Origin of the sequence: Streptomyces sp. NBC_01176, assembly GCF_045039825.1 — a bacterium.
In the GTDB taxonomy this organism is placed as follows: Bacteria; Actinomycetota; Actinomycetes; order Streptomycetales; family Streptomycetaceae; genus Streptomyces.
Genome location: NZ_CP108600.1, coordinates 2,939,317 through 2,957,531, shown reverse-complemented (window position 1 = coordinate 2,957,531; position 18,215 = coordinate 2,939,317). Strand labels below are relative to the sequence as shown.

Sequence of the window (18,215 nt, the reverse complement as noted above, 5' to 3'; positions counted from 1 at the left end):
TCCGGAGGGCGCGGTTCCCTCGATCGTAGGAAGGTCCTCGGGGTGTAACGGTTCCCCTGGTGGCGGGGTCCTACCGTCCACATATGACCCTGTCATCTCGGGCGGCCGAGGCCCGCGCCCAGGCCGAGTCGCCCCGCGCCCAGGCCGAGCCGTACGGCGCCCCCGCGGCGCCGCGTCCCGACCGGCCCGGCGCCACCGAGCTGCGGCTCGCGGCCTTCGCGGCGCACCGGCGCGCCCGGTTCCCGCTCGGACCGTTCACCCTTTTCACGGGGCCCAGCGGCAGCGGCAAGTCCGCCGTCCTGCGCGCGTACGAGGCGCTGGCGCGGCTCGGCGGCGGCGCCGAACTGGGCGAGGTGTTCCCGGATCCGGTCGCCTGCGTGCCCGAGCGGGCCCGTCCCGACGCCGAGCGGCGCCGCGGCTTCCGCATCGGCTGCACGGTCGACGGCCCGCAAGGACCCGTACGGCTCGACGTCGCCGTACAGGCCGAGCCCGAACTGCGCATCGTCGGTGAACGGCTCTCCGCCGGTGGACTGACCCTGCTGGAGACGGCGCTGCGGGATCCGGGGCGCCCCGCGGTCCAGGCGGCCTGGCACACCGCGGGCTCGTCCGCGGTCACCCGGGGCCCGCTCCCCGACGACCGCCTCGGCACCGCCCTGCTGCCGCTGCGCCTCGCGGGCCGGACGGACGGCGAGCGTCAAGTCCTCGCCGCCGCCGAGCAGATGGTCGTCGCCCTGCGGTCCGTGTACGCCTGCGACCCGAGCCCCCGGCGGATGCGGGCCGCCACTCCGCTCGGCGCGGGCCGCCTGCTCCGGGGCTGCGACAACCTCGCCGACGTCCTGTGGCGGACCCGCTCGGAGTGCGGCCACCGGTACGCGCATCTGGTCGCGGCGGTCCGGGCCGGATGTACGGGCCCCGTCGCGGACGTCCTGGCCGAGCCGCTCGGTGACGGTACGGTCCGCGCGCTCCTCGACCGCGGTGACGGCGTCTGTACGCACCTCGGGCTGCTCGGGGACGGTGAGTTGAGGTATCTGGCGCTGGCCCTGGTGCTGCTCACCGGACCCGGGGTGCTGGAGGTCGACCCGGTGGGGGAGGTCCCGGCCGCGCTCCAGACGCTGACCGTGCTGGCCGACGGTATCGACCGCGGGCTGGACGTCCGGCAGGCCGGTGAACTGGTCCGGCTGGCGGCGCGGATGTGCGAGCGGGGGCACATCCGGCTGGTGGGTGCGGTGAGCGACGCGGTACGGGTGTGCGGGGCCGATGGGCCGGAAGGGGTGGAGGGCGTCACGGTGGTAGACCTGACGCCGTGAGTGAGAGCGAGAGCGAAAATGCGGGTGCGGGTGCGGGTGCGGGTGCGGGTGCGGGTGCGGGTGCCGGGGTAGGGGCCGGTGCCGGTGCGGGTGCCGGCGTCGGCGGGTTGGACGTGCCGAAGCTGCAACGCCGGCTGGCGGAGTTCGCGGCCGCGCGGCACTGGCAGCCGTACCACACCCCGAAGAACCTGGTCGCCGCGCTGAGCGTGGAGGCGTCCGAACTTGTCGAGATCTTCCAGTGGTTGACCCCCGAGGAGTCGGCGCGGGTCATGGACGACGCGGACACCGCGCACCGCGTCACGGACGAGGTGGCGGACGTCCTGGCCTACCTCCTGCAGCTGTGCGAGGTGCTCGGCATCGACGCGCTGGCGGCGCTCGACGCGAAGATCGACCGGAACGAGCGGAGGTTTCCGGCGCCCGAGGGGCCGTAGCGGAGTCGCCTCGGCAGGGGCCCGCTTCGGGTGCGACGACTCCAAGGGCCGGTTCCCGGGGGGAGCGCCACGTCCCCGCTGTCACTCTCCGGAGTCGTTGAGTTGTCTACATTCGATTCTCTGTCCACAGATTTCGGGCTTCCTCTGGCTTTTCGTCGCGCGAGAACTCACTCTGGGTAGTGGACAAGGGAGTTCGGGCGGACGTGCGACCAGCGCGTCGGGACAGACGGGGGCAGCGCATGGAAGCGGTGCGGCTCATCGTGGCGGGCAGACGTGCCTTGGCCGGGAGCGGGGACACGGACGAGGTGGTGGCGGAGGCGTGGCAGGCGCAGGCCCTCGCCCAGGCCATAGGCAGTCGCTTCGCGGTCTCGGGACCACCCGAGCTGCGGGGCGAGGCCCTCGGGCTGACCGAGCTGGCGGGGCGGGGGTGCGGTGTCCTCGACGCGGCGCCGCGCGACATAGCCGACCTGCGCGCCGCCCGGCTCACGGAGTTGGGTGATGCGCGCGAGGCGCTTCTGTGCCTCGGGGGGCTTCTCGCCGAGGTCGGCATCGCCCTCGTCGGGGTCGCCTGCGCGTCGGACGAACAGGGGACGTACTGGCAGTGCATGGAGGCGATCGACGCGGCGGACGAGTCCCGGGACCGGGTCCTGGAGATGCTGAGGCGGCTGGCCGACCGGGATCAGGGGGTGGTGGAGCGGGGGTGGGCGACGGGGTAGGTTCTCGCCCCCGCCGCCCCTACCCGACCCGTCCCGTTCCTGGAGGCTCCGCCCCCGGACCCCCGCCAGGGGCGCTGCGTCCCCTGGACCCCCGCCATCGCCCGAAGGGCTCGTCCTCAAACGCCGGACGGGCTGAAACGCGTGACCCCGTGCGTCAGCCATCGAGCGCAGGCCCGCGTCTCCAGCCCCCTACGGGACGGGGTCACCCCAAAAGCCTCAGCCGAGCTGCGGCATCACCGCGGACGCGATCAGCTCCAAGTGGTCCAGGTCGTCGAGGTCGAGCATCTGGAGATACATCCGCTGTGAACCGACGCCCTGGAACTGGGCGATCCTCTCGACGACCTCCGCGGGCGAACCCGCGAGCCCGTTCGCCTTCAGCTCCTCGACGTCACGCCCGATGGCGTCCGCCCGACGCTTCACCTCCAGGTCGGTCCTGCCGACACAGGCGACGAGCGCGTTGGAGTACACCAGGTCGTCCCCCTTGCGCCCGGCCTGCTCGGCCGCCGCCCGTACCCGCTGGAACTGCTGCTCGGTGTCCGCGAGGGAGGCGAAGGGGATGTTGAACTCGTCGGCGTACCGCGCCGCCAGTGCCGGCGTCCGCCTGGCCCCGTGACCGCCGATCAGGACCGGCACCCTCGACTGCGCGGGCTTCGGCAGCGCGGGGGAGTCCTTGAGCTGGTAGAACTTCCCCTCGTAGGTGAACCGTTCACCGACCGGCGTGTTCCACAGGCCCGTGACGACGGCGAGTTGTTCCTCCAGCCGGCCGAACTTCTCCTTGGGGAACGGAATCCCGTACGCCTCGTGCTCGGCCTCGTACCAGCCGGAGCCGAGTCCGAGTTCCACCCGCCCGCCCGACATCTGGTCGACCTGCGCCACCTGGATGGCGAGGACGCCCGGGAGGCGGAAGGTGCCGGCCGTCATCAGGGTGCCCAGGCGGATCCGGTCCGTCTCGCGCGCGAGGCCGGCCAGCGTGATCCACGCGTCGGTGGGCCCGGGAAGCCCGTCCGCGGACCCCATGTGCAAGTAGTGGTCGGAGCGGAAGAACGCTCCGTAGTGGAGGTCTTCGGCGGCCTTGGCGACGCGGAGCAGCGTCTCGTAGGTCGCCCCTTGCTGCGGTTCTGTGAAGACTCGAAGATCCATGTATCCATCATGCACCGGTCGCAACAACCGTCCCACCCACAATCGTCCCACCCCGCGTCACCGCCGCACCCGTGACCGACCGTGCCGACCCGGACACGGGGTGCCGTGACCGCCGGCCCCCCCGTTCTCCGGAGCCCGGCGCAGGCCGTCACCAGGGAAAATTCCCGGCTCCGCCCGAGACGTTCGCTGTAGGTTGGGCAGGCGCGCCGAAGGCACGGCACGGCGCGCTCTTCCCCCGCCGCGGTTCACCGTCGTCCGGCACCGGACACGAGCACCCGCACCCGGAGCACGCGTTCCCGGAGTGCGCGGTCACGTCCGTACGGAAGCTCCGCGGCTCAGATGACGTTTCGAGGCAGACCCACAGTGTTTCTGACGATCAGCACCACCGGTGACCCGGAACGTCCCGCGACCGACCTCGGATTCCTGCTGCACAAGCACCCCGACAAGGCGCAGGTGTTCTCGACCTCCTACGGCACGGCTCACGTCCTCTACCCCGAGGCGTCCGCCGAGCGGTGCACGGCCGCGCTGTTGCTCGAGGTCGACGCGGTGGCGCTGGTCCGGCGCGGCAAGGGCAAGGGCCGCGGCGGCGCACCCGACGCCGCGCTCGCGCAGTACGTCAACGACCGCCCGTACGCGGCCTCGTCCCTGCTCGCCGTGGCGCTCAGCGCGGTGTTCTCCAGCGCGATGAAAGGCCAGTGCGCCGCGAGGCCGGACCTGCCCCCGCGTGCGCTGCCCCTCCGGATCGAGGTGCCCGCGCTTCCCGCGCGAGGCGGCGCCGACCTCGTGCACCAGCTGTTCGAGCCGCTCGGCTGGACCGTGGGCGTCGAGGCCGTGGCGCTGGACGCCCAGTTCCCCGAGTGGGGCGCGTCGCGGTACGTCCGCCTCGTCCTGGAGTCGGACCGGCTGACGCTCGCCGAGGCGCTGCGGCACCTCTACGTCCTGCTCCCCGTGCTCGACGACGCCAAGCACTACTGGGTGTCGTCCGACGAGGTCGACAAACTGCTGCGGGCGGGCGAGGGCTGGCTGCCGGACCACCCCGAGCAGAAGCTGATCACCAGCCGGTACCTCTCCCGGCGCTGGTCCCTGACGCGTGAGGCGATGGAACGGCTGGAGCTCGTCCGGCTCGCCGAGACCGACGACACCGAGGTCGAGGACATCGACAACGCGGTCGACGAGGAGACCGACACCGAGGACAGGCCGGTACCGCTCGCCGTGCAGCGGCGGGACGCGATCCTCGCCGCACTGCACGCCCGCGGCGCCGCACGGGTCCTCGACCTCGGCTGCGGACAGGGACAGTTGGTGCAGGCGCTGCTCAAGGACGTGCGGTTCACCGAGATCGTCGGCGTGGACGTGTCGATGCGCGCGCTCACCATCGCCGCGCGCCGGCTCAAGCTGGACCGGATGGGCGAGCGGCAGGCGACACGCGTACAGCTTCTGCAGGGCTCGCTCGCCTATACCGACAAGCGGCTCAAGGGGTACGACGCCGCTGTGCTCAGCGAGGTCGTCGAACACGTCGACCTGCCCCGGTTGCCGGCCCTGGAGTACGCGGTGTTCGGCTCCGCGCGCCCCAGGACCGTCCTGGTGACCACTCCGAACGTCGAGTACAACGTCCGCTGGGAGACCCTCCCGGCCGGACACAGCCGGCACGGCGACCACCGCTTCGAGTGGACCCGCGAGGAGTTCCGGAGCTGGGCACGCGCGGTGGCCGAACGGCACGGCTACGAGGTGGAGTTCGCCCCTGTGGGTCCCGACGACCCCGAGGTGGGGCCGCCGACCCAGATGGCCACGTTCTCCCTGAACACAGCCACCCCGGACGCGAAGGAGGAGAAGGCCGCATGAGCAGCGAAGACACCACCCAGGGGCGCGTCCTGCCCGTCACCGACCTCTCCCTCGTCGTCCTGATCGGCGCGTCCGGCTCGGGCAAGTCGACCTTCGCCCGAAGGCACTTCAAGCCGACCGAGGTCATCTCCAGCGACTTCTGCCGTGGTCTCGTCGCCGACGACGAGAACGATCAGAGCGCCAGCGGCGACGCCTTCGACGTCCTCCACTACATCGCCGGCAAGCGGCTCGCGGCGGGCCGGCGCACGGTGGTGGACGCGACGAACGTCCAGCAGGAGAGCCGCCGCCAGCTGATCGAGCTCGCCAGGAAGCACGACGTGCTGCCCATCGCGATCGTCCTCGACGTGCCCGAGGAGGTGTGCGCCGGGCGCAACGCGTCCCGGACCGACCGGGCCGACATGCCGCGCCGAGTCGTCCAGCGGCACATCCGCGAACTGCGGCGCTCCCTGCGGAGCCTGGAACGCGAGGGCTTCCGGAAGGTGCACGTGCTGCGCGGCGAGGCGGAGATCGAGGGCGCCGAGATCCGCACCGAGCGGCGCTTCAACGACCTGACCCACCTGACCGGCCCCTTCGACATCGTGGGCGACATCCACGGCTGCGCCTCGGAACTGGAGACCCTGCTGGGCAAGCTGGGCTACGTCGACGGTGTGCACCCGCGGGGCCGTACGGCCGTCTTCGTCGGCGACCTCGTCGACCGGGGACCGGACACACCCGGCGTGCTGCGCCGCGTGATGTCCATGGTCGGGTCCGGCAACGCCCTGTGCGTGCCGGGCAACCACGAGAACAAGCTCGGCCGTCACCTCAAGGGCCGCAAGGTCCAGCACACCCACGGACTCGCCGAGACCGTCGAGCAGTTGGCGGGGGAGAGCGAGGAGTTCCGGGCACAGGTACGGGAGTTCGTCGACGGTCTGGTCAGCCACTACGTCCTGGACGGCGGCCGGCTCGTCGTCTGTCACGCCGGTCTGCCCGAGCAGTACCACGGCCGCACCTCGGGCCGGGTGCGTTCGCACGCCCTGTACGGCGACACGACCGGGGAGACGGACGAGTTCGGCCTGCCGGTGCGGTACCCGTGGGCGGAGGACTACCGGGGCCGTGCGGCGGTCGTCTACGGCCACACCCCGGTGCCGCAGGCGACCTGGCTGAACAACACCCTCTGCGTCGACACCGGTGCCGTGTTCGGCGGCAAGCTCACCGCGCTGCGCTGGCCGGAGCGCGAGCTCGTCGACGTACCCGCCGAGCGGGTCTGGTACGAGCCCGCCAAGCCGCTGGCCTCCGAGGCGCCCGGCGGCCACGAGGGGCGTCCACTCGACCTCGCGGACGTGCACGGCCGGCGGGCCGTCGAGACCCGGTACGCCGGGCGGGTCGCGGTGCGCGAGGAGAACGCGGCGGCGGCCCTGGAGGTCATGAGCCGCTTCGCGGTCGACCCGCGGCTGCTGCCCTACCTTCCGCCGACGATGGCGCCGACCGCGACGTCCCGGGTGGAGGGCTATCTGGAGCACCCCGCGGAGGCCTTCGCCCAGTACCGGGAGGACGGGGTCGCCCGGGTCGTGTGCGAGGAGAAGCACATGGGTTCCCGGGCGGTGGCGCTGGTCTGCCGGGACGACGGGGCGGCGCGCGAGCGGTTCGGGGTGGCCGACGGGCCCACCGGGTCGCTGTACACCCGTACCGGCAGGCCCTTCTTCGACGACACCGAGGTCACCGAGGAGATCCTCGGGCGGCTGCGGGACGCCGCGGAAGCCGCGGGTCTGTGGGAGGAACTGGGGACGGACTGGCTGTTGCTCGACGCCGAGCTGATGCCGTGGTCGCTCAAGGCGTCCGGGCTGCTGCGGACGCAGTACGCGGCGGTCGGCGCCGCGTCCGGGGCGGTGTTCCCGGGGGCGCTGGCCGCGCTCGAAGGGGCGGCGGCGCGCGGAGTCGACGTCCGGGAACTGCTGGGCCGGCAGCGGGAACGGGCCGCCGACGCGGCGGCGTTCACCGACGCCTACCGGCGGTACTGCTGGACGACGGACGGCCTGGAAGGGGTGCGGCTCGCGCCCTTCCAGATCCTGGCGGCGCAGGGGCGCAGCCTGGCCGCGCTCCCGCACGACGAGCAGCTCGCGCTGATCGACCGGCTCGTCGAGCACGACGGGAGCGGGCTGCTGCAGACGACCCGGCGGCTGTTCGTGGACACCGGGGACGCGGAGTCCGTGCGGGCCGGTGTCGACTGGTGGCTGGAGATGACCGGGCGCGGCGGCGAGGGCATGGTCGTCAAGCCCGTGGAGGCGGTCGTCCGGGGCGCACAGGGCCGGTTGGTGCCGCCCGGCATCAAGTGCCGGGGGCGGGAGTACCTGCGGATCATCTACGGACCGGAGTACACCCGGCCGGAGAACCTGGCGCGGCTGCGGGGGCGGTTCCTGAACCACAAGCGGTCGTTGGCGATCCGGGAGTACGCGCTCGGGCTCGAGGCGTTGGAGCGGCTGGCGGAGGGGGAGCCGTTGTGGCGGGTGCACGAGGCGGTGTTCGGCGTCCTCGCGCTGGAGTCCGAACCGGTGGACCCACGTCTGTAGCCGTTCTCCTCGCCCCCGCCGCCCCTACCCGACCCTTCCTGTCCCTGGAGGCTCCGCCCCCAGGTTCGGGACGGGCAGGGGCGGCGGGGGTGAGAACCGTCAGGTCACCAACCGCAACCTGACGTCCGCCACCCCCACCCGCACCGTCTGCCCCCACACCAACTCCACCGCATCCCCCTCCATCCCGTCCCCGAACGCGATCAGCCGATCGGACTCGACGGTGAGCGACAACCGGGCGGACGCCCCGAGCTCGCCGGCCACGAGCGACGTACCCGTGACCGGCGACGGCCAGGCCTCGCGGACGAACCAGATCAGCCGGTCGTCCGTGGGGCGGGGCAGCGGCAACTCGCCGCCCCGCCCCTGCCACACCGAGCGGAGCCACCCGCTCGCCCCCGTCCCGGTGCCCACCAGCACCCCGGACGAGGCCTGGGGCTCGACGGCACCCCCGTACTCGTCGAGCCCCAGCCGATAGCGGGCCGTCTGATGGCCCGCGGCTCCCAGGTAGATCTCGTTGAGCGCCAGCAGCCGCTGCGTGTCGTCCGCGACCGCCTCGACCATGGTCAGCTCGTCGGCCCCGCCCCCGTGCGCCGACGCGAGCAGGGCGCCCGCGTCCCGGGGCCGATGCCGCACCAGCACGCCCGGATTGCGCCCGGGATCGGTGTCGATCCCGATCACGGGCTGCCCGGACAGGTACTTGGCGACATTGGCGACCAGCCCGTCCTGCCCCACCACGACCACGACGTCCTCGGGACCGAACAGGAACCGGTCCAGGTCGCCCCGCTCGACCCTGGCCTGACGCCAGGTCAGCGGCACCGCCGCGGCGACCTCGGCCAGCGCCCGCCGGTTGCGTCGGCCGCGCTCCGCGACCTCCTCGATGTCCCGGCCGCGGGAGGTGAGGAAGAACGCCGCCTGCCCGTGCGTCCCGTGCCGGGCCACCAACTCCTCGTACTCCGTGGTGCGATGGACGAGCACGACCCGCGGGGCGAGACTCACGCCGGCTCTCCCGGGGACCCGCCGAGCCGCGAGAGCAGACCGGTCAGGACGTCGGGCGACACGGTGACGCTGTCGATGCGCGGCAGGTTCTCGGCGAGCCGCGTGCCCGTCAGGGCGTGCAGCGTGGCCACGTCCACGTCCGAGTGGACCCGCAGCCAGGCGGCCTGGGCCACGGCCCGCGCCTCGCCGACCTCGCGCGCGGCCTGCGCCTCGGCCTCGGCCAGCCGCACCACACGGGTGCCCTCGGCGTCCGCCAGGCGGACCGTCCGTGCGGCCTCCGCCCCGGCCCGCACCGCGTCCGCCGCCGCGTGCTCCTCCGCCTCACGCCGCGCGTTCGTGCCGCGCTGGTCGACCAACTGCTCCTCACGCCGCGCGAGTTCGATCTGACTGGCGAGCTCGTTCTCGGCGATCGTCCGCTCCCGCTCGACCGCGACGGCACGCCGTTCGTACGTCGCCCGGTCCGCCTCCTGCTGGATCTGCTCGCGGGCGGGGGTGCGCAGGGCCCGCTCCACCTCGGGCTCGGGGCGCAGCGCCACGACACGTACGGCCACGACCTCGATCCCCGTGGAGGGAAGCCGGGGCTCGGCGGCCAGGCCGCCCGCGATCCGTTCGCGCACCGAGGCGACGCCGTCCACCAGGGCCGCCGCCAGAGGCGTACGGGCGAGTACGTCCAGGGCGTGCTGCTGGGCCGTCTCGGTCAGCAGCGTCCCCAACTGTTCGAGGGGAGTGCCGCGCCAGGCGCCCGTGTCGGGGTCGATCGAGAAGTCCAGGCGCGCTGCCGCGACCCCCGGGTCGCTGATGCGGTAGGTGACGGTGGCCTGCACCGCGACGTCCTGGAAGTCGGACGTACGGGCGTGGAAGGTCATCGCCAACTCGCGGTCGTCGACCGGGACCTCGGAGAGCGCGGCGGTCAGGGAGCGGTACCAGAAGCTGAGCCCGGGGCCGTCGTGCACGAGTCGGCCCGACCGGTGGTGGCGGACGTGGGCGGTCGGCGCCCCGCGCAGATGGCGCCAGCCGAGACGCCGGGTGATGTCGGCCATGGGTACCCCCTTGTCACCGGGCGGTCCCGGCGACCCTTCGTTCCTTGTTGTCGTCAGTAAGACGATAAACAGTGTTCCGGTTATCGTCAAGGGGACGAAATCAAGTGGCCCGGGTCGGCCCGATCCGCGGGTGAACGGGCGTCCGGATGGTCAGGATGGAGGCATGGGATTCCACGTCGACTCCGAGGCCGGGCGGCTGCGCCGCGTCATCCTGCACAGGCCTGATCTGGAGCTCAAAAGGCTCACCCCCAGCAACAAGGACGCGCTGCTCTTCGACGACGTGCTGTGGGTGCGCCGGGCCCGCGCGGAGCACGACGGGTTCGCGGACGTGCTGCGCGACCGAGGGGTCATCGTCCACCTCTTCGGCGACCTGCTCGCCGAGACGCTGGAGATCCCGGCCGCCAGATCGCTCGTCCTGGACCGGGTCTTCGACGAGAAGGAGTACGGGCCGCTCGCGACCGACCACCTGCGGGCCTCCTTCGAGACGCTGCCCGCCGACGAACTGGCCGCCACGCTCGTCGGCGGCATGACCAAGCGGGAGTTCCTGGACGTTCATCCGGAGCCCACGTCCGTACGCTTCCACGCCATGGACCTCGACGACTTCCTGCTCGGTCCGCTGCCGAACCACCTCTTCACCCGGGACACCTCCGCCTGGATCTACGACGGGGTCTCCATCAACGCCATGCGGTGGCCGGCCCGGCAGCGCGAGACCGTGCACTTCGAGGCGATCTACCGGCATCACCCGCTCTTCCGGGACGAGTCCTTCCCGCTCTGGTCGGAGGGGCAGGCGGACTACCCGTCGACCATCGAGGGCGGTGATGTACTGGTCATCGGCAACGGCGCGGTCCTCATCGGCATGAGCGAGCGGACCACTCCCCAGGCCGTCGAGATGCTGGCGCACAAGCTGTTCGCCGCCGGCTCGGCCCGCACCATCGTGGCGCTCGACATGCCCAAGCGGCGGGCCTTCATGCATCTCGACACCGTGATGACGATGGTGGACGGCGACACCTTCACCCAGTACGCGGGGCTCGGCATGCTGCGCTCGTACACCATCGAGCCGGGCGCGGGGGAGAAGGACCTGAAGGTCACCGACCATCCCCCGGAGCACATGCACCGCGCGATCGCCGCGGCGCTCGGGCTCACGGAGATCCGCGTCCTGACCGCCACGCAGGACGTGCACGCCGCCGAGCGCGAGCAGTGGGACGACGGGTGCAACGTCCTCGCCGTCGAGCCGGGTGTCGTGGTCGCCTACGAGCGGAACGTGACCACCAACACGCATCTGCGCAAGCAGGGCATCGAGGTCATAGAGATCCCGGGCAGTGAGCTCGGCCGCGGCAGGGGTGGCCCCCGTTGCATGAGCTGCCCGGTCGAACGGGCGGCCGTATAGGCTCCGGTGCCGCTCCCCGCTCCGGTACCGCCCCGGTACCCGACGGCACCCTCCGTATAGAAATGTTGGGCATCGTATAGAATTCCAAAGGTCCCCACCCGCGCCACCCTTTCCGTCCCACAGCCCCAGGAGCGCCCCCATGGCGACAGTCCCGACCGCCCTCGCCGGCCGCCACTTCCTCAAGGAGCTGGACTTCACCGGAGAGGAGTTCCGCGGTCTCGTCGAGCTGGCCGCCGAGCTGAAGGCGGCCAAGAAGGCGGGGACCGAGACCCCGTACCTGCGCGGCAGGAACATCGCGCTGATCTTCGAGAAGACCTCGACCCGCACCCGCTGCGCCTTCGAGGTCGCCGCCGCGGACCAGGGCGCCTCGACGACGTACCTGGACCCGTCCGGCTCGCAGATAGGCCACAAGGAGTCCGTGAAGGACACCGCGCGCGTCCTCGGCCGCATGTTCGATGCGATCGAGTACCGGGGTGACAGTCAGGCCTCGGTCGAGGAGCTGGCCGCGTATGCCGGCGTGCCCGTCTACAACGGTCTGACCGACGACTGGCACCCCACCCAGATGCTCGCGGACGTGCTCACGATGACCGAGCACTGCGCCAAGCCCCTCGACGGGATCGCGTTCGCCTATCTCGGTGACGCCCGTTTCAACACGGGCAACTCCTACCTGGTCACCGGCGCGCTCCTCGGCATGGACGTCCGTATCGTCGCCCCGCGGGCCTACTGGCCGGCCGACGGGATCATCGCGCGGGCCCGTGAACTCGCCGAGAGCAACGGCGGACGCGTCACCCTCACCGAGGACGTGGGCGAGGGCGTCCGGGGGGCCGACTTCGTCGCCACCGACGTCTGGGTCTCTATGGGTGAGCCCAAGGAGGTGTGGGACGAGCGCATCGAAGCCCTGTCCCCGTACGCCGTGACCATGGACGTGCTGCGCGCCACCGGCAACCCGGACGTGAGGTTCCTGCACTGTCTGCCGGCCTTCCACGACCTCGGCACCAAGGTCGGCCGCGAGATCCACGCCGCCCACGGTCTCGACTCGCTCGAAGTGACCGACGAGGTGTTCGAGTCGCCCCACTCGGTCGTCTTCGACGAGGCGGAGAACCGGCTGCACACCATCAAGGCGATCCTGGTCGCGACCCTGGCCTGACCCGCGTCCCCGCAGGCCATATCCTGACCGGCGGTCCGGAGCCATCCCTTCCGCGGCCGCCACGCGACTCTCCCCGGGCTCTCGGCGCCGCCCGAGCGGGGGGACACACCCCACCGTCGCACCCCGCACCACCGGAAATGAGCACCACCCGCATGCCCGCTCCACGCACCACCCGCACGCCCGAAACCCCCCACGCGTCCCCAGCGCCCCGCACCACCACCGAGACGCCCGCCGCGACCCGGGCCCCGGGCACCCCCCGTGCCCTCCGTATCAAGTCCCCCGCGCTCCTCCTCGCCGAATCCGGCGCCGACCGCGAGGGCCACGGCCTCAAGCGCACCATGGGCCTCTTCCAGCTCATCTGCTTCGGCGTCGGCGCGATCGTCGGCACCGGGATCTTCGTCGGCCTCTCCGACTCGGTCGCGCAGGCCGGACCCGCCGTGGTCGTCTCGTTCATCCTCGCGGCGATCACCTGCGTCTTCACCGCGTTCTCGTTCGCCGAGCTCGGCGGCGCGATCCCGGTCTCCGGATCCTCGTACTCCTTCGCCTACGCGGGACTCGGCGAGGGCACCGCCTTCCTCGTCGGCTGGTGCCTCCTCCTGGAGTACGGCGTCTCCGTGTCGGCCGTCGCGGTCGGCTGGAGCCAGTACGTGAACGAGCTGCTGCACAGCCTCACGGGCGCGCAGCTCCCGGCGGCGCTCTCCACCGGCCCCTCCGACGGCGGGGTCGTCAACCTCCCCGCGGTCATCGTGATCGGGCTGGCCTCGGTGCTCCTGGTCCGCGGGGTGCGCGAGAGCGCCCGGGCGACCGCCGCCATGGCCCTGCTCAAACTCGTCGTGCTCGTCGCCTTCTGCGCGATCGGGTTCAGCGCCTTCAAGGACGGCAACCTCACCCCGTTCTCGCCCGCAGGCCTCGGCGGCATCGGCGCGGGCACCACGGCCGCCTTCTTCTCGTACATCGGCTTCGACGCGATCACCACCGCCGGCGAGGAGGCCAAGAACCCCCGTCGTGACATCCCGGTCGCCATCCTGGTCTGCATCGGCCTGGTCACCCTGCTCTACTGCGCCGTCGCCCTCGCGGCGATCGGCGCCGTCGGCGGCGACGCGGTCGGCGGCCGGCCCGCCGCGCTGTCGTACGTCGTCGACGTGGTCACCGGCTCCACTGTCGGCGGCGCGGTCGTCGCGTTCGGCGCGGTCGTCGCCATCGCCTCGGTGGTGCTCGCGGTGATGTACGGGCAGACCCGCATCCTCATGTCCATGTCCCGCGACGGACTCGTCCCGCGCGTCTTCGAGAAGATCTCGCCGAGGACGTCGACGCCGGTCGCGGGAACCCTGATCGTCGCGCTCGTCTTCGCGGTCCCGGCCGCCTTCGCCTCCCTGGACGCCGTCGTCAACCTGACGACCATCGGCACGCTCGCCACCATGGCCGCCGTCAACGTCGCGGTGATCGCGCTGCGGAGGAGGGAGCCGGGTCTCGCCCGTACGTTCCGGGTGCCGCTCTACCCCGTCGTACCGCTGCTCGGCGTCGGCTTCTGTCTGTATCTGATGTACGAGACGGGCTGGACGACCTGGGTCCAGTTCGCCGGGTTCCTGCTGGCCGGAGTCCTCGTGTACGTCCTCTACGGACGCCGTCGCTCGCTGCTCGCCCGGCCGGCCGGGACTACGCGGGCCGCCGCTGAGCCGGCATCACGGGAAGCCTGAACCAGACCGCCTTTCCGGAGTCGGTCGGGCGGTGACCGCAGGAGGAGCTCAGGGTGCGGATCAGCAGGAGGCCGCGCCCGTGCTCCTGCCAGGGGTCGGGCGCCTCGATCCCCCCGGGGACGGTGAGATTGCCCGGCGGCGCCGGGTCCGGGTCGTGCACCTCGACCTGGCAGCCGGTCGCCATCAGTTCCACGACCAGCTCTATGGGACCGTCCCCCGCGGTGTGCTCCACGGCGTTCGCCACCAGCTCCGCGGTGAGCAGTTCCGCGGTGTCGCTGTCGGCCGAGTGCTCCAGCTCGGCCATCGCGGTGCGGACCAGGGCGCGGGCCACCGGCACGGCCGCGGCGGTGTGCGGCAGCGCGATGCGCCAGGAGGCGGGGGCGGGGGTGTCGTGCAAGGTGGGTCCGTTCATGGAGCAGGCTGTCCTGCTTTCAACTTTACGAATGGTACGGCGCGGCCGGGCAGAGGCGCTCGGCGGGCGCTTGGCGGGACGTTCGGCAGGTACCTCCGGGGACGTTCGGCAGGTATGGAGGTGCGTACCCAGGTCAACGGGCTGCCTCCCGTGGGGCGCTCCTGTCGTTACGGGCCTGTCGAGGTTCCGTGACTCGGTGACGGGCGAGGCGCGGGGGCGGCGGACGACGGTCGCTTCACGCCACCCTTATCGCGTACTCGTGACGACAGTCACAGACTGGTGATAACTTCGTGAGGGAGCGCGGGCGGACCCGCCGCGCAGACCGCCGCCCCGCCCGAGGAGGCCGTCCGTCATGAGTCCCTTCACCGGCTCAGCCGCCCGCACCTCCGACTGGCGGCACCTGAGGTACGAGCTCGCCGACGGGGTCGCCACCGTCACCCTGGCCCGGCCCGAGAAACTCAACGCCCTCACCTTCGGCGCCTACGCCGACCTGCGCGACCTGCTCGCCGAGCTGTCCCGGGAACGGTCGGTGCGTGCCCTGGTGCTGGCCGGCGAGGGCCGCGGCTTCTGCTCGGGGGGCGACGTCGACGAGATCATCGGCGCCACGCTCTCCCTGGACACCGCCCAACTCCTCGACTTCAACCGGATGACCGGACAGGTCGTGCGCGCCGTACGGGAGTGCCCCTTCCCGGTGATCGCGGCGGTGCACGGCGTGGCCGCGGGCGCCGGAGCCGTGCTCGCGCTGGCGGCCGACTTCCGGGTGGCCGACCCCAGTGCCCGCTTCGCCTTCCTCTTCACCCGCGTCGGACTGTCCGGCGGCGACATGGGCGCCGCCTATCTGCTGCCCCGCGTCGTCGGCCTCGGCCACGCGACCCGGCTCCTGATGCTCGGCGACCCCGTCCGCGCGCCCGAGGCCGAGCGGATCGGCCTGATCAGCGAGCTGACCGAGGAGGGGCACGCCGACGAGGCCGCGCGGGCACTGGCCCACCGCCTGGCGGCCGGGCCGGCCCTCGCGTACGCCCAGACGAAGGCACTGCTCACCGCCGAACTGGACATGCCGCTCGCCGCCTCCGTCGAACTGGACGCCTCCACGCAGGCCCTGCTGATGAACGGCGAGGACTACGCCGAGTTCCACGCCGCCTTCACCGAGAAGCGGCCGCCGAAGTGGCGGGGGCGATAGCCGTGGTCACCCCGAGTGATCCGGGCGACCGGGAACCGGCCGGCGCCGTGCGGCCGCACCCGGATGCCGCGCCGCCGGCGCCGGACGTGACCGGACGGCCCGGCGCGCCCCTCCGGGTCGCCGTCGTCGGTGGCGGACCCGGCGGCCTGTACGCCGCCGCCCTCCTCAAACGGCTCGACCCCGGCCGTGAGATCACCGTGTGGGAGCGCAACGCCCCCGACGACACCTTCGGCTTCGGCGTCGTCCTGTCCGACGAGACGCTCGGCGGCATCGAACACGCCGACCCGGTCGTGTACGCGGCGCTCCAGGACGAGTTCGTGCGCTGGGACGACATCGACATCGTGCACCGGGGCGTCCACCACACCTCCGGCGGCCACGGCTTCGCGGCGCTCGGCCGGCGCCGGCTGCTGGAGATCCTGCACGAGCGGTGCCGCTCGCTCGGCGTCGAGCTGCGCTTCCGGGCCGAGGCACCGGCGCCGGCCGAGCTGACCGGGACGTACGACCTGGTCGTCGCCGCGGACGGGGTGCGCAGCCTGACGCGGGAGGCGTACGCGGACGTGTTCGGACCGTCCGTCGAGGAACACCGGTGCCGCTACATCTGGCTGGCCGCCGACTTCGCCCTCGATGCCTTCCGCTTCGAGATCGCCGGCACCGAGCACGGCGTGATGCAACTGCACGCCTACCCGTACGCGGCCGACGCCTCCACCGTCATCGTCGAGATGCGCGAGGAGGTGTGGCACGCCGCCGGGTTCGCGGACCTCGACCCGCAGGAGTCCGTCGAGAGGTGCGCCAAGATCTTCGCCGACGCGCTGGGCGGACGGCCGCTGCGGTCCAACAAGTCGGCGTGGACCACCTTCCGCACGGTGGTCAACGACCGCTGGTCGCACGGCAATCTGGTGCTCCTCGGCGACGCCGCGCACACCGCCCACTTCTCCATCGGCTCGGGCACGAAGCTCGCCGTCGAGGACGCGCTCGCCCTCGCCGCCTGTCTCCAGGAGCGGCCCACGCTCGACGAGGCACTCGCCGCGTACGAGGAGGAGCGCCGCCCGGTGGTGGCGTCCACCCAGCGCGCGGCCCGCGCGAGCCTGGAGTGGTTCGAGAACGTCGGGCGGTACGTCGACCAGCGCCCACGCCAGTTCGCCTTCAACCTTCTCACCCGCAGTCGCCGGGTCACCCACGACAACCTGCGGCTGCGCGACGCGCACTTCACGGCCGCGGTCGAGCGCGAGTTCGGCTGCCCACCCGGCACGCCCCCGATGTTCACACCGCTGCGGCTGCGCGGACTGACCCTGCGCAACCGGGTCGTGGTCTCCCCGATGGACATGTACTCGGCCGTCGACGGCGTCCCCGGCGACTTCCACCTCGTGCACCTGGGAGCGCGGGCGCTCGGCGGCGCCGGTCTGGTGATGACCGAGATGGTGTGCGTGAGCGCCGAGGGCCGTATCACGCCCGGCTGCGCGGGGCTCTACACGCATCGCCAGGCCGAGTCCTGGCGGCGGATCATCGGCTTCGTGCACGCCCAGGCGCCCGGCACGGCCGTCGGCGTCCAGCTCGGCCACTCCGGCCGCAAGGGTTCCACGAAGCTGATGTGGGAGGGCATCGACGAGCCGCTGGAAGAGGGCAACTGGCCCCTCGTGGCCGCGTCCCCGATCCCGTACCGGCCGGACAGCCAGGCACCCCGCGAGCTCTCCCGCGCCCAACTGACCGATATCCGGGAGCAGTTCGCTGGCGCCGCCTGGCGTGCCGCGCGCTGCGGCTTCGACCTCCTGGAACTGCACTGCGCCCACGGCTACCTGCTCTCCGGTTTCCTCTCGCCACTGACCAACCGGCGCACCGACGCCTACGGCGGCTCGCTGGAGCGCCGGCTGCGCTTCCCGCTGGAGGTCTTCGACGCCGTACGGGCGGTGTGGCCGGAGGAACGCCCCATGACCGTCCGCATCTCCGCCACCGACTGGGCCGACGGCGGCACCAACGGGGACGACGCGGTCGCCATCGCGCGGGCCTTCGCCGCCCACGGCGCGGACGCGGTGGACGTGTCGACGGGACAGGTGGTGGCCGACGAGCACCCCGAGTACGGACGCTCCTACCAGACGCCGTACGCCGACCGGATCCGCCACGAGGCCGGCCTGCCGGTGATCGCCGTCGGCGCGATCTCCTCCTGGGACGACGTCAACTCGCTGATCCTGGCCGGGCGCACGGACCTGTGCGCCCTCGCCCGCCCGCACCTCTACGACCCGCACTGGACCCTGCACGCGGCGGCCGAGCAGGGGTACGAGGGCCCGGGCGTCGCCTGGCCGAAGCCCTACCGCGCGGGCAGCAGACGCCCGCAGACCGGGCGCACCGACGCCCCCAGACCACGTCTCTCACTGGAGCCCTGAGG

14 protein-coding genes are annotated in these 18,215 nt (G+C 72.4%); 10 read left to right on the top strand and 4 right to left on the bottom strand.

What is annotated here, in order from left to right:
• Positions 1-83: 83 nt before the first annotated feature.
• The 3 genes from OG199_RS12520 to OG199_RS12510 all read left to right on the top strand — a co-directional run bounded on the left by OG199_RS12520 (position 84) and on the right by OG199_RS12510 (position 2,454).
• Positions 84-1,307 (top strand): ATP-binding protein, encoded by a 1,224-nt coding sequence (locus tag OG199_RS12520; RefSeq protein WP_405829535.1) that lies wholly within the window; start codon positions 84-86, stop codon positions 1,305-1,307.
• Between the two features lie 107 nt (positions 1,308-1,414).
• A complete protein-coding gene (locus OG199_RS12515; protein WP_356809414.1) occupies positions 1,415-1,738 on the top strand; it encodes a nucleotide pyrophosphohydrolase in 324 nt (107 codons plus the stop codon).
• A 239-nt stretch (positions 1,739-1,977) separates the two neighbouring features.
• A complete protein-coding gene (locus tag OG199_RS12510; protein WP_356809413.1) occupies positions 1,978-2,454 on the top strand; it encodes a DUF6099 family protein in 477 nt (158 codons plus the stop codon).
• Between the two features lie 216 nt (positions 2,455-2,670).
• Here OG199_RS12510 and OG199_RS12505 read toward each other — a convergent pair whose 3' ends face one another.
• Positions 2,671-3,594: an LLM class F420-dependent oxidoreductase gene (locus OG199_RS12505; protein ID WP_356808771.1), complete on the bottom strand. Its 924-nt coding sequence runs from the start codon at positions 3,592-3,594 to the stop codon at positions 2,671-2,673.
• A gap of 363 nt (positions 3,595-3,957) precedes the next feature.
• On the opposite strand from OG199_RS12505, the gene OG199_RS12500 reads away from it, so the two are divergent.
• Together OG199_RS12500 and OG199_RS12495 are read left to right on the top strand one after the other, a co-directional pair.
• The gene (locus OG199_RS12500) at positions 3,958-5,433 is read left to right on the top strand and encodes a 3' terminal RNA ribose 2'-O-methyltransferase Hen1 (protein WP_405829533.1); all 1,476 of its coding nucleotides are present in this window, start codon (positions 3,958-3,960) and stop codon (positions 5,431-5,433) included.
• Positions 5,430-7,979: a polynucleotide kinase-phosphatase gene (locus OG199_RS12495; RefSeq protein ID WP_405829532.1), complete on the top strand. Its 2,550-nt coding sequence runs from the start codon at positions 5,430-5,432 to the stop codon at positions 7,977-7,979. The genes OG199_RS12500 and OG199_RS12495 overlap by 4 nt, the downstream gene beginning before the upstream one ends.
• 99 nt (positions 7,980-8,078) lie before the next feature.
• Here OG199_RS12495 and OG199_RS12490 read toward each other — a convergent pair whose 3' ends face one another.
• Positions 8,079-8,972: a hypothetical protein gene (locus tag OG199_RS12490; RefSeq protein ID WP_356808774.1), complete on the bottom strand. Its 894-nt coding sequence runs from the start codon at positions 8,970-8,972 to the stop codon at positions 8,079-8,081.
• The gene (locus OG199_RS12485) at positions 8,969-10,012 is read right to left on the bottom strand and encodes an SPFH domain-containing protein (RefSeq protein WP_356808775.1); all 1,044 of its coding nucleotides are present in this window, start codon (positions 10,010-10,012) and stop codon (positions 8,969-8,971) included. The genes OG199_RS12490 and OG199_RS12485 overlap by 4 nt, the downstream gene beginning before the upstream one ends.
• 163 nt (positions 10,013-10,175) lie before the next feature.
• On the opposite strand from OG199_RS12485, the gene OG199_RS12480 reads away from it, so the two are divergent.
• The 3 genes from OG199_RS12480 to OG199_RS12470 all read left to right on the top strand — a co-directional run bounded on the left by OG199_RS12480 (position 10,176) and on the right by OG199_RS12470 (position 14,243).
• Complete coding sequence (locus OG199_RS12480) at positions 10,176-11,399, top strand: arginine deiminase (RefSeq protein ID WP_401801391.1); 1,224 nt, start codon at positions 10,176-10,178, stop codon at positions 11,397-11,399.
• A gap of 139 nt (positions 11,400-11,538) precedes the next feature.
• A complete protein-coding gene (gene argF, locus OG199_RS12475; protein WP_356809056.1) occupies positions 11,539-12,546 on the top strand; it encodes an ornithine carbamoyltransferase in 1,008 nt (335 codons plus the stop codon).
• A 152-nt stretch (positions 12,547-12,698) separates the two neighbouring features.
• Positions 12,699-14,243, top strand: a complete 1,545-nt coding sequence (locus OG199_RS12470) for an amino acid permease (protein ID WP_405829529.1) — start codon at positions 12,699-12,701, stop codon at positions 14,241-14,243.
• On the opposite strand, the gene OG199_RS12465 is transcribed toward OG199_RS12470, so the two are convergent.
• Entirely contained in the window at positions 14,203-14,655 is a 453-nt protein-coding gene (locus OG199_RS12465; protein ID WP_356809058.1) for an ATP-binding protein, read from the bottom strand. The two genes, OG199_RS12470 and OG199_RS12465, sit on opposite strands and share 41 nt — an antisense overlap.
• Positions 14,656-15,007: 352 nt before the next feature.
• Between OG199_RS12465 and OG199_RS12460 the strand changes: the two genes are divergently transcribed.
• Together OG199_RS12460 and OG199_RS12455 are read left to right on the top strand one after the other, a co-directional pair.
• Positions 15,008-15,835, top strand: coding sequence for an enoyl-CoA hydratase family protein (locus tag OG199_RS12460; RefSeq protein WP_401801385.1), 828 nt, complete (start codon positions 15,008-15,010; stop codon positions 15,833-15,835).
• An 86-nt stretch (positions 15,836-15,921) separates the two neighbouring features.
• The gene (locus OG199_RS12455; protein WP_405834513.1) at positions 15,922-18,213 is read left to right on the top strand and encodes a bifunctional salicylyl-CoA 5-hydroxylase/oxidoreductase; all 2,292 of its coding nucleotides are present in this window, start codon (positions 15,922-15,924) and stop codon (positions 18,211-18,213) included.
• Positions 18,214-18,215 lie beyond the last annotated feature (2 nt).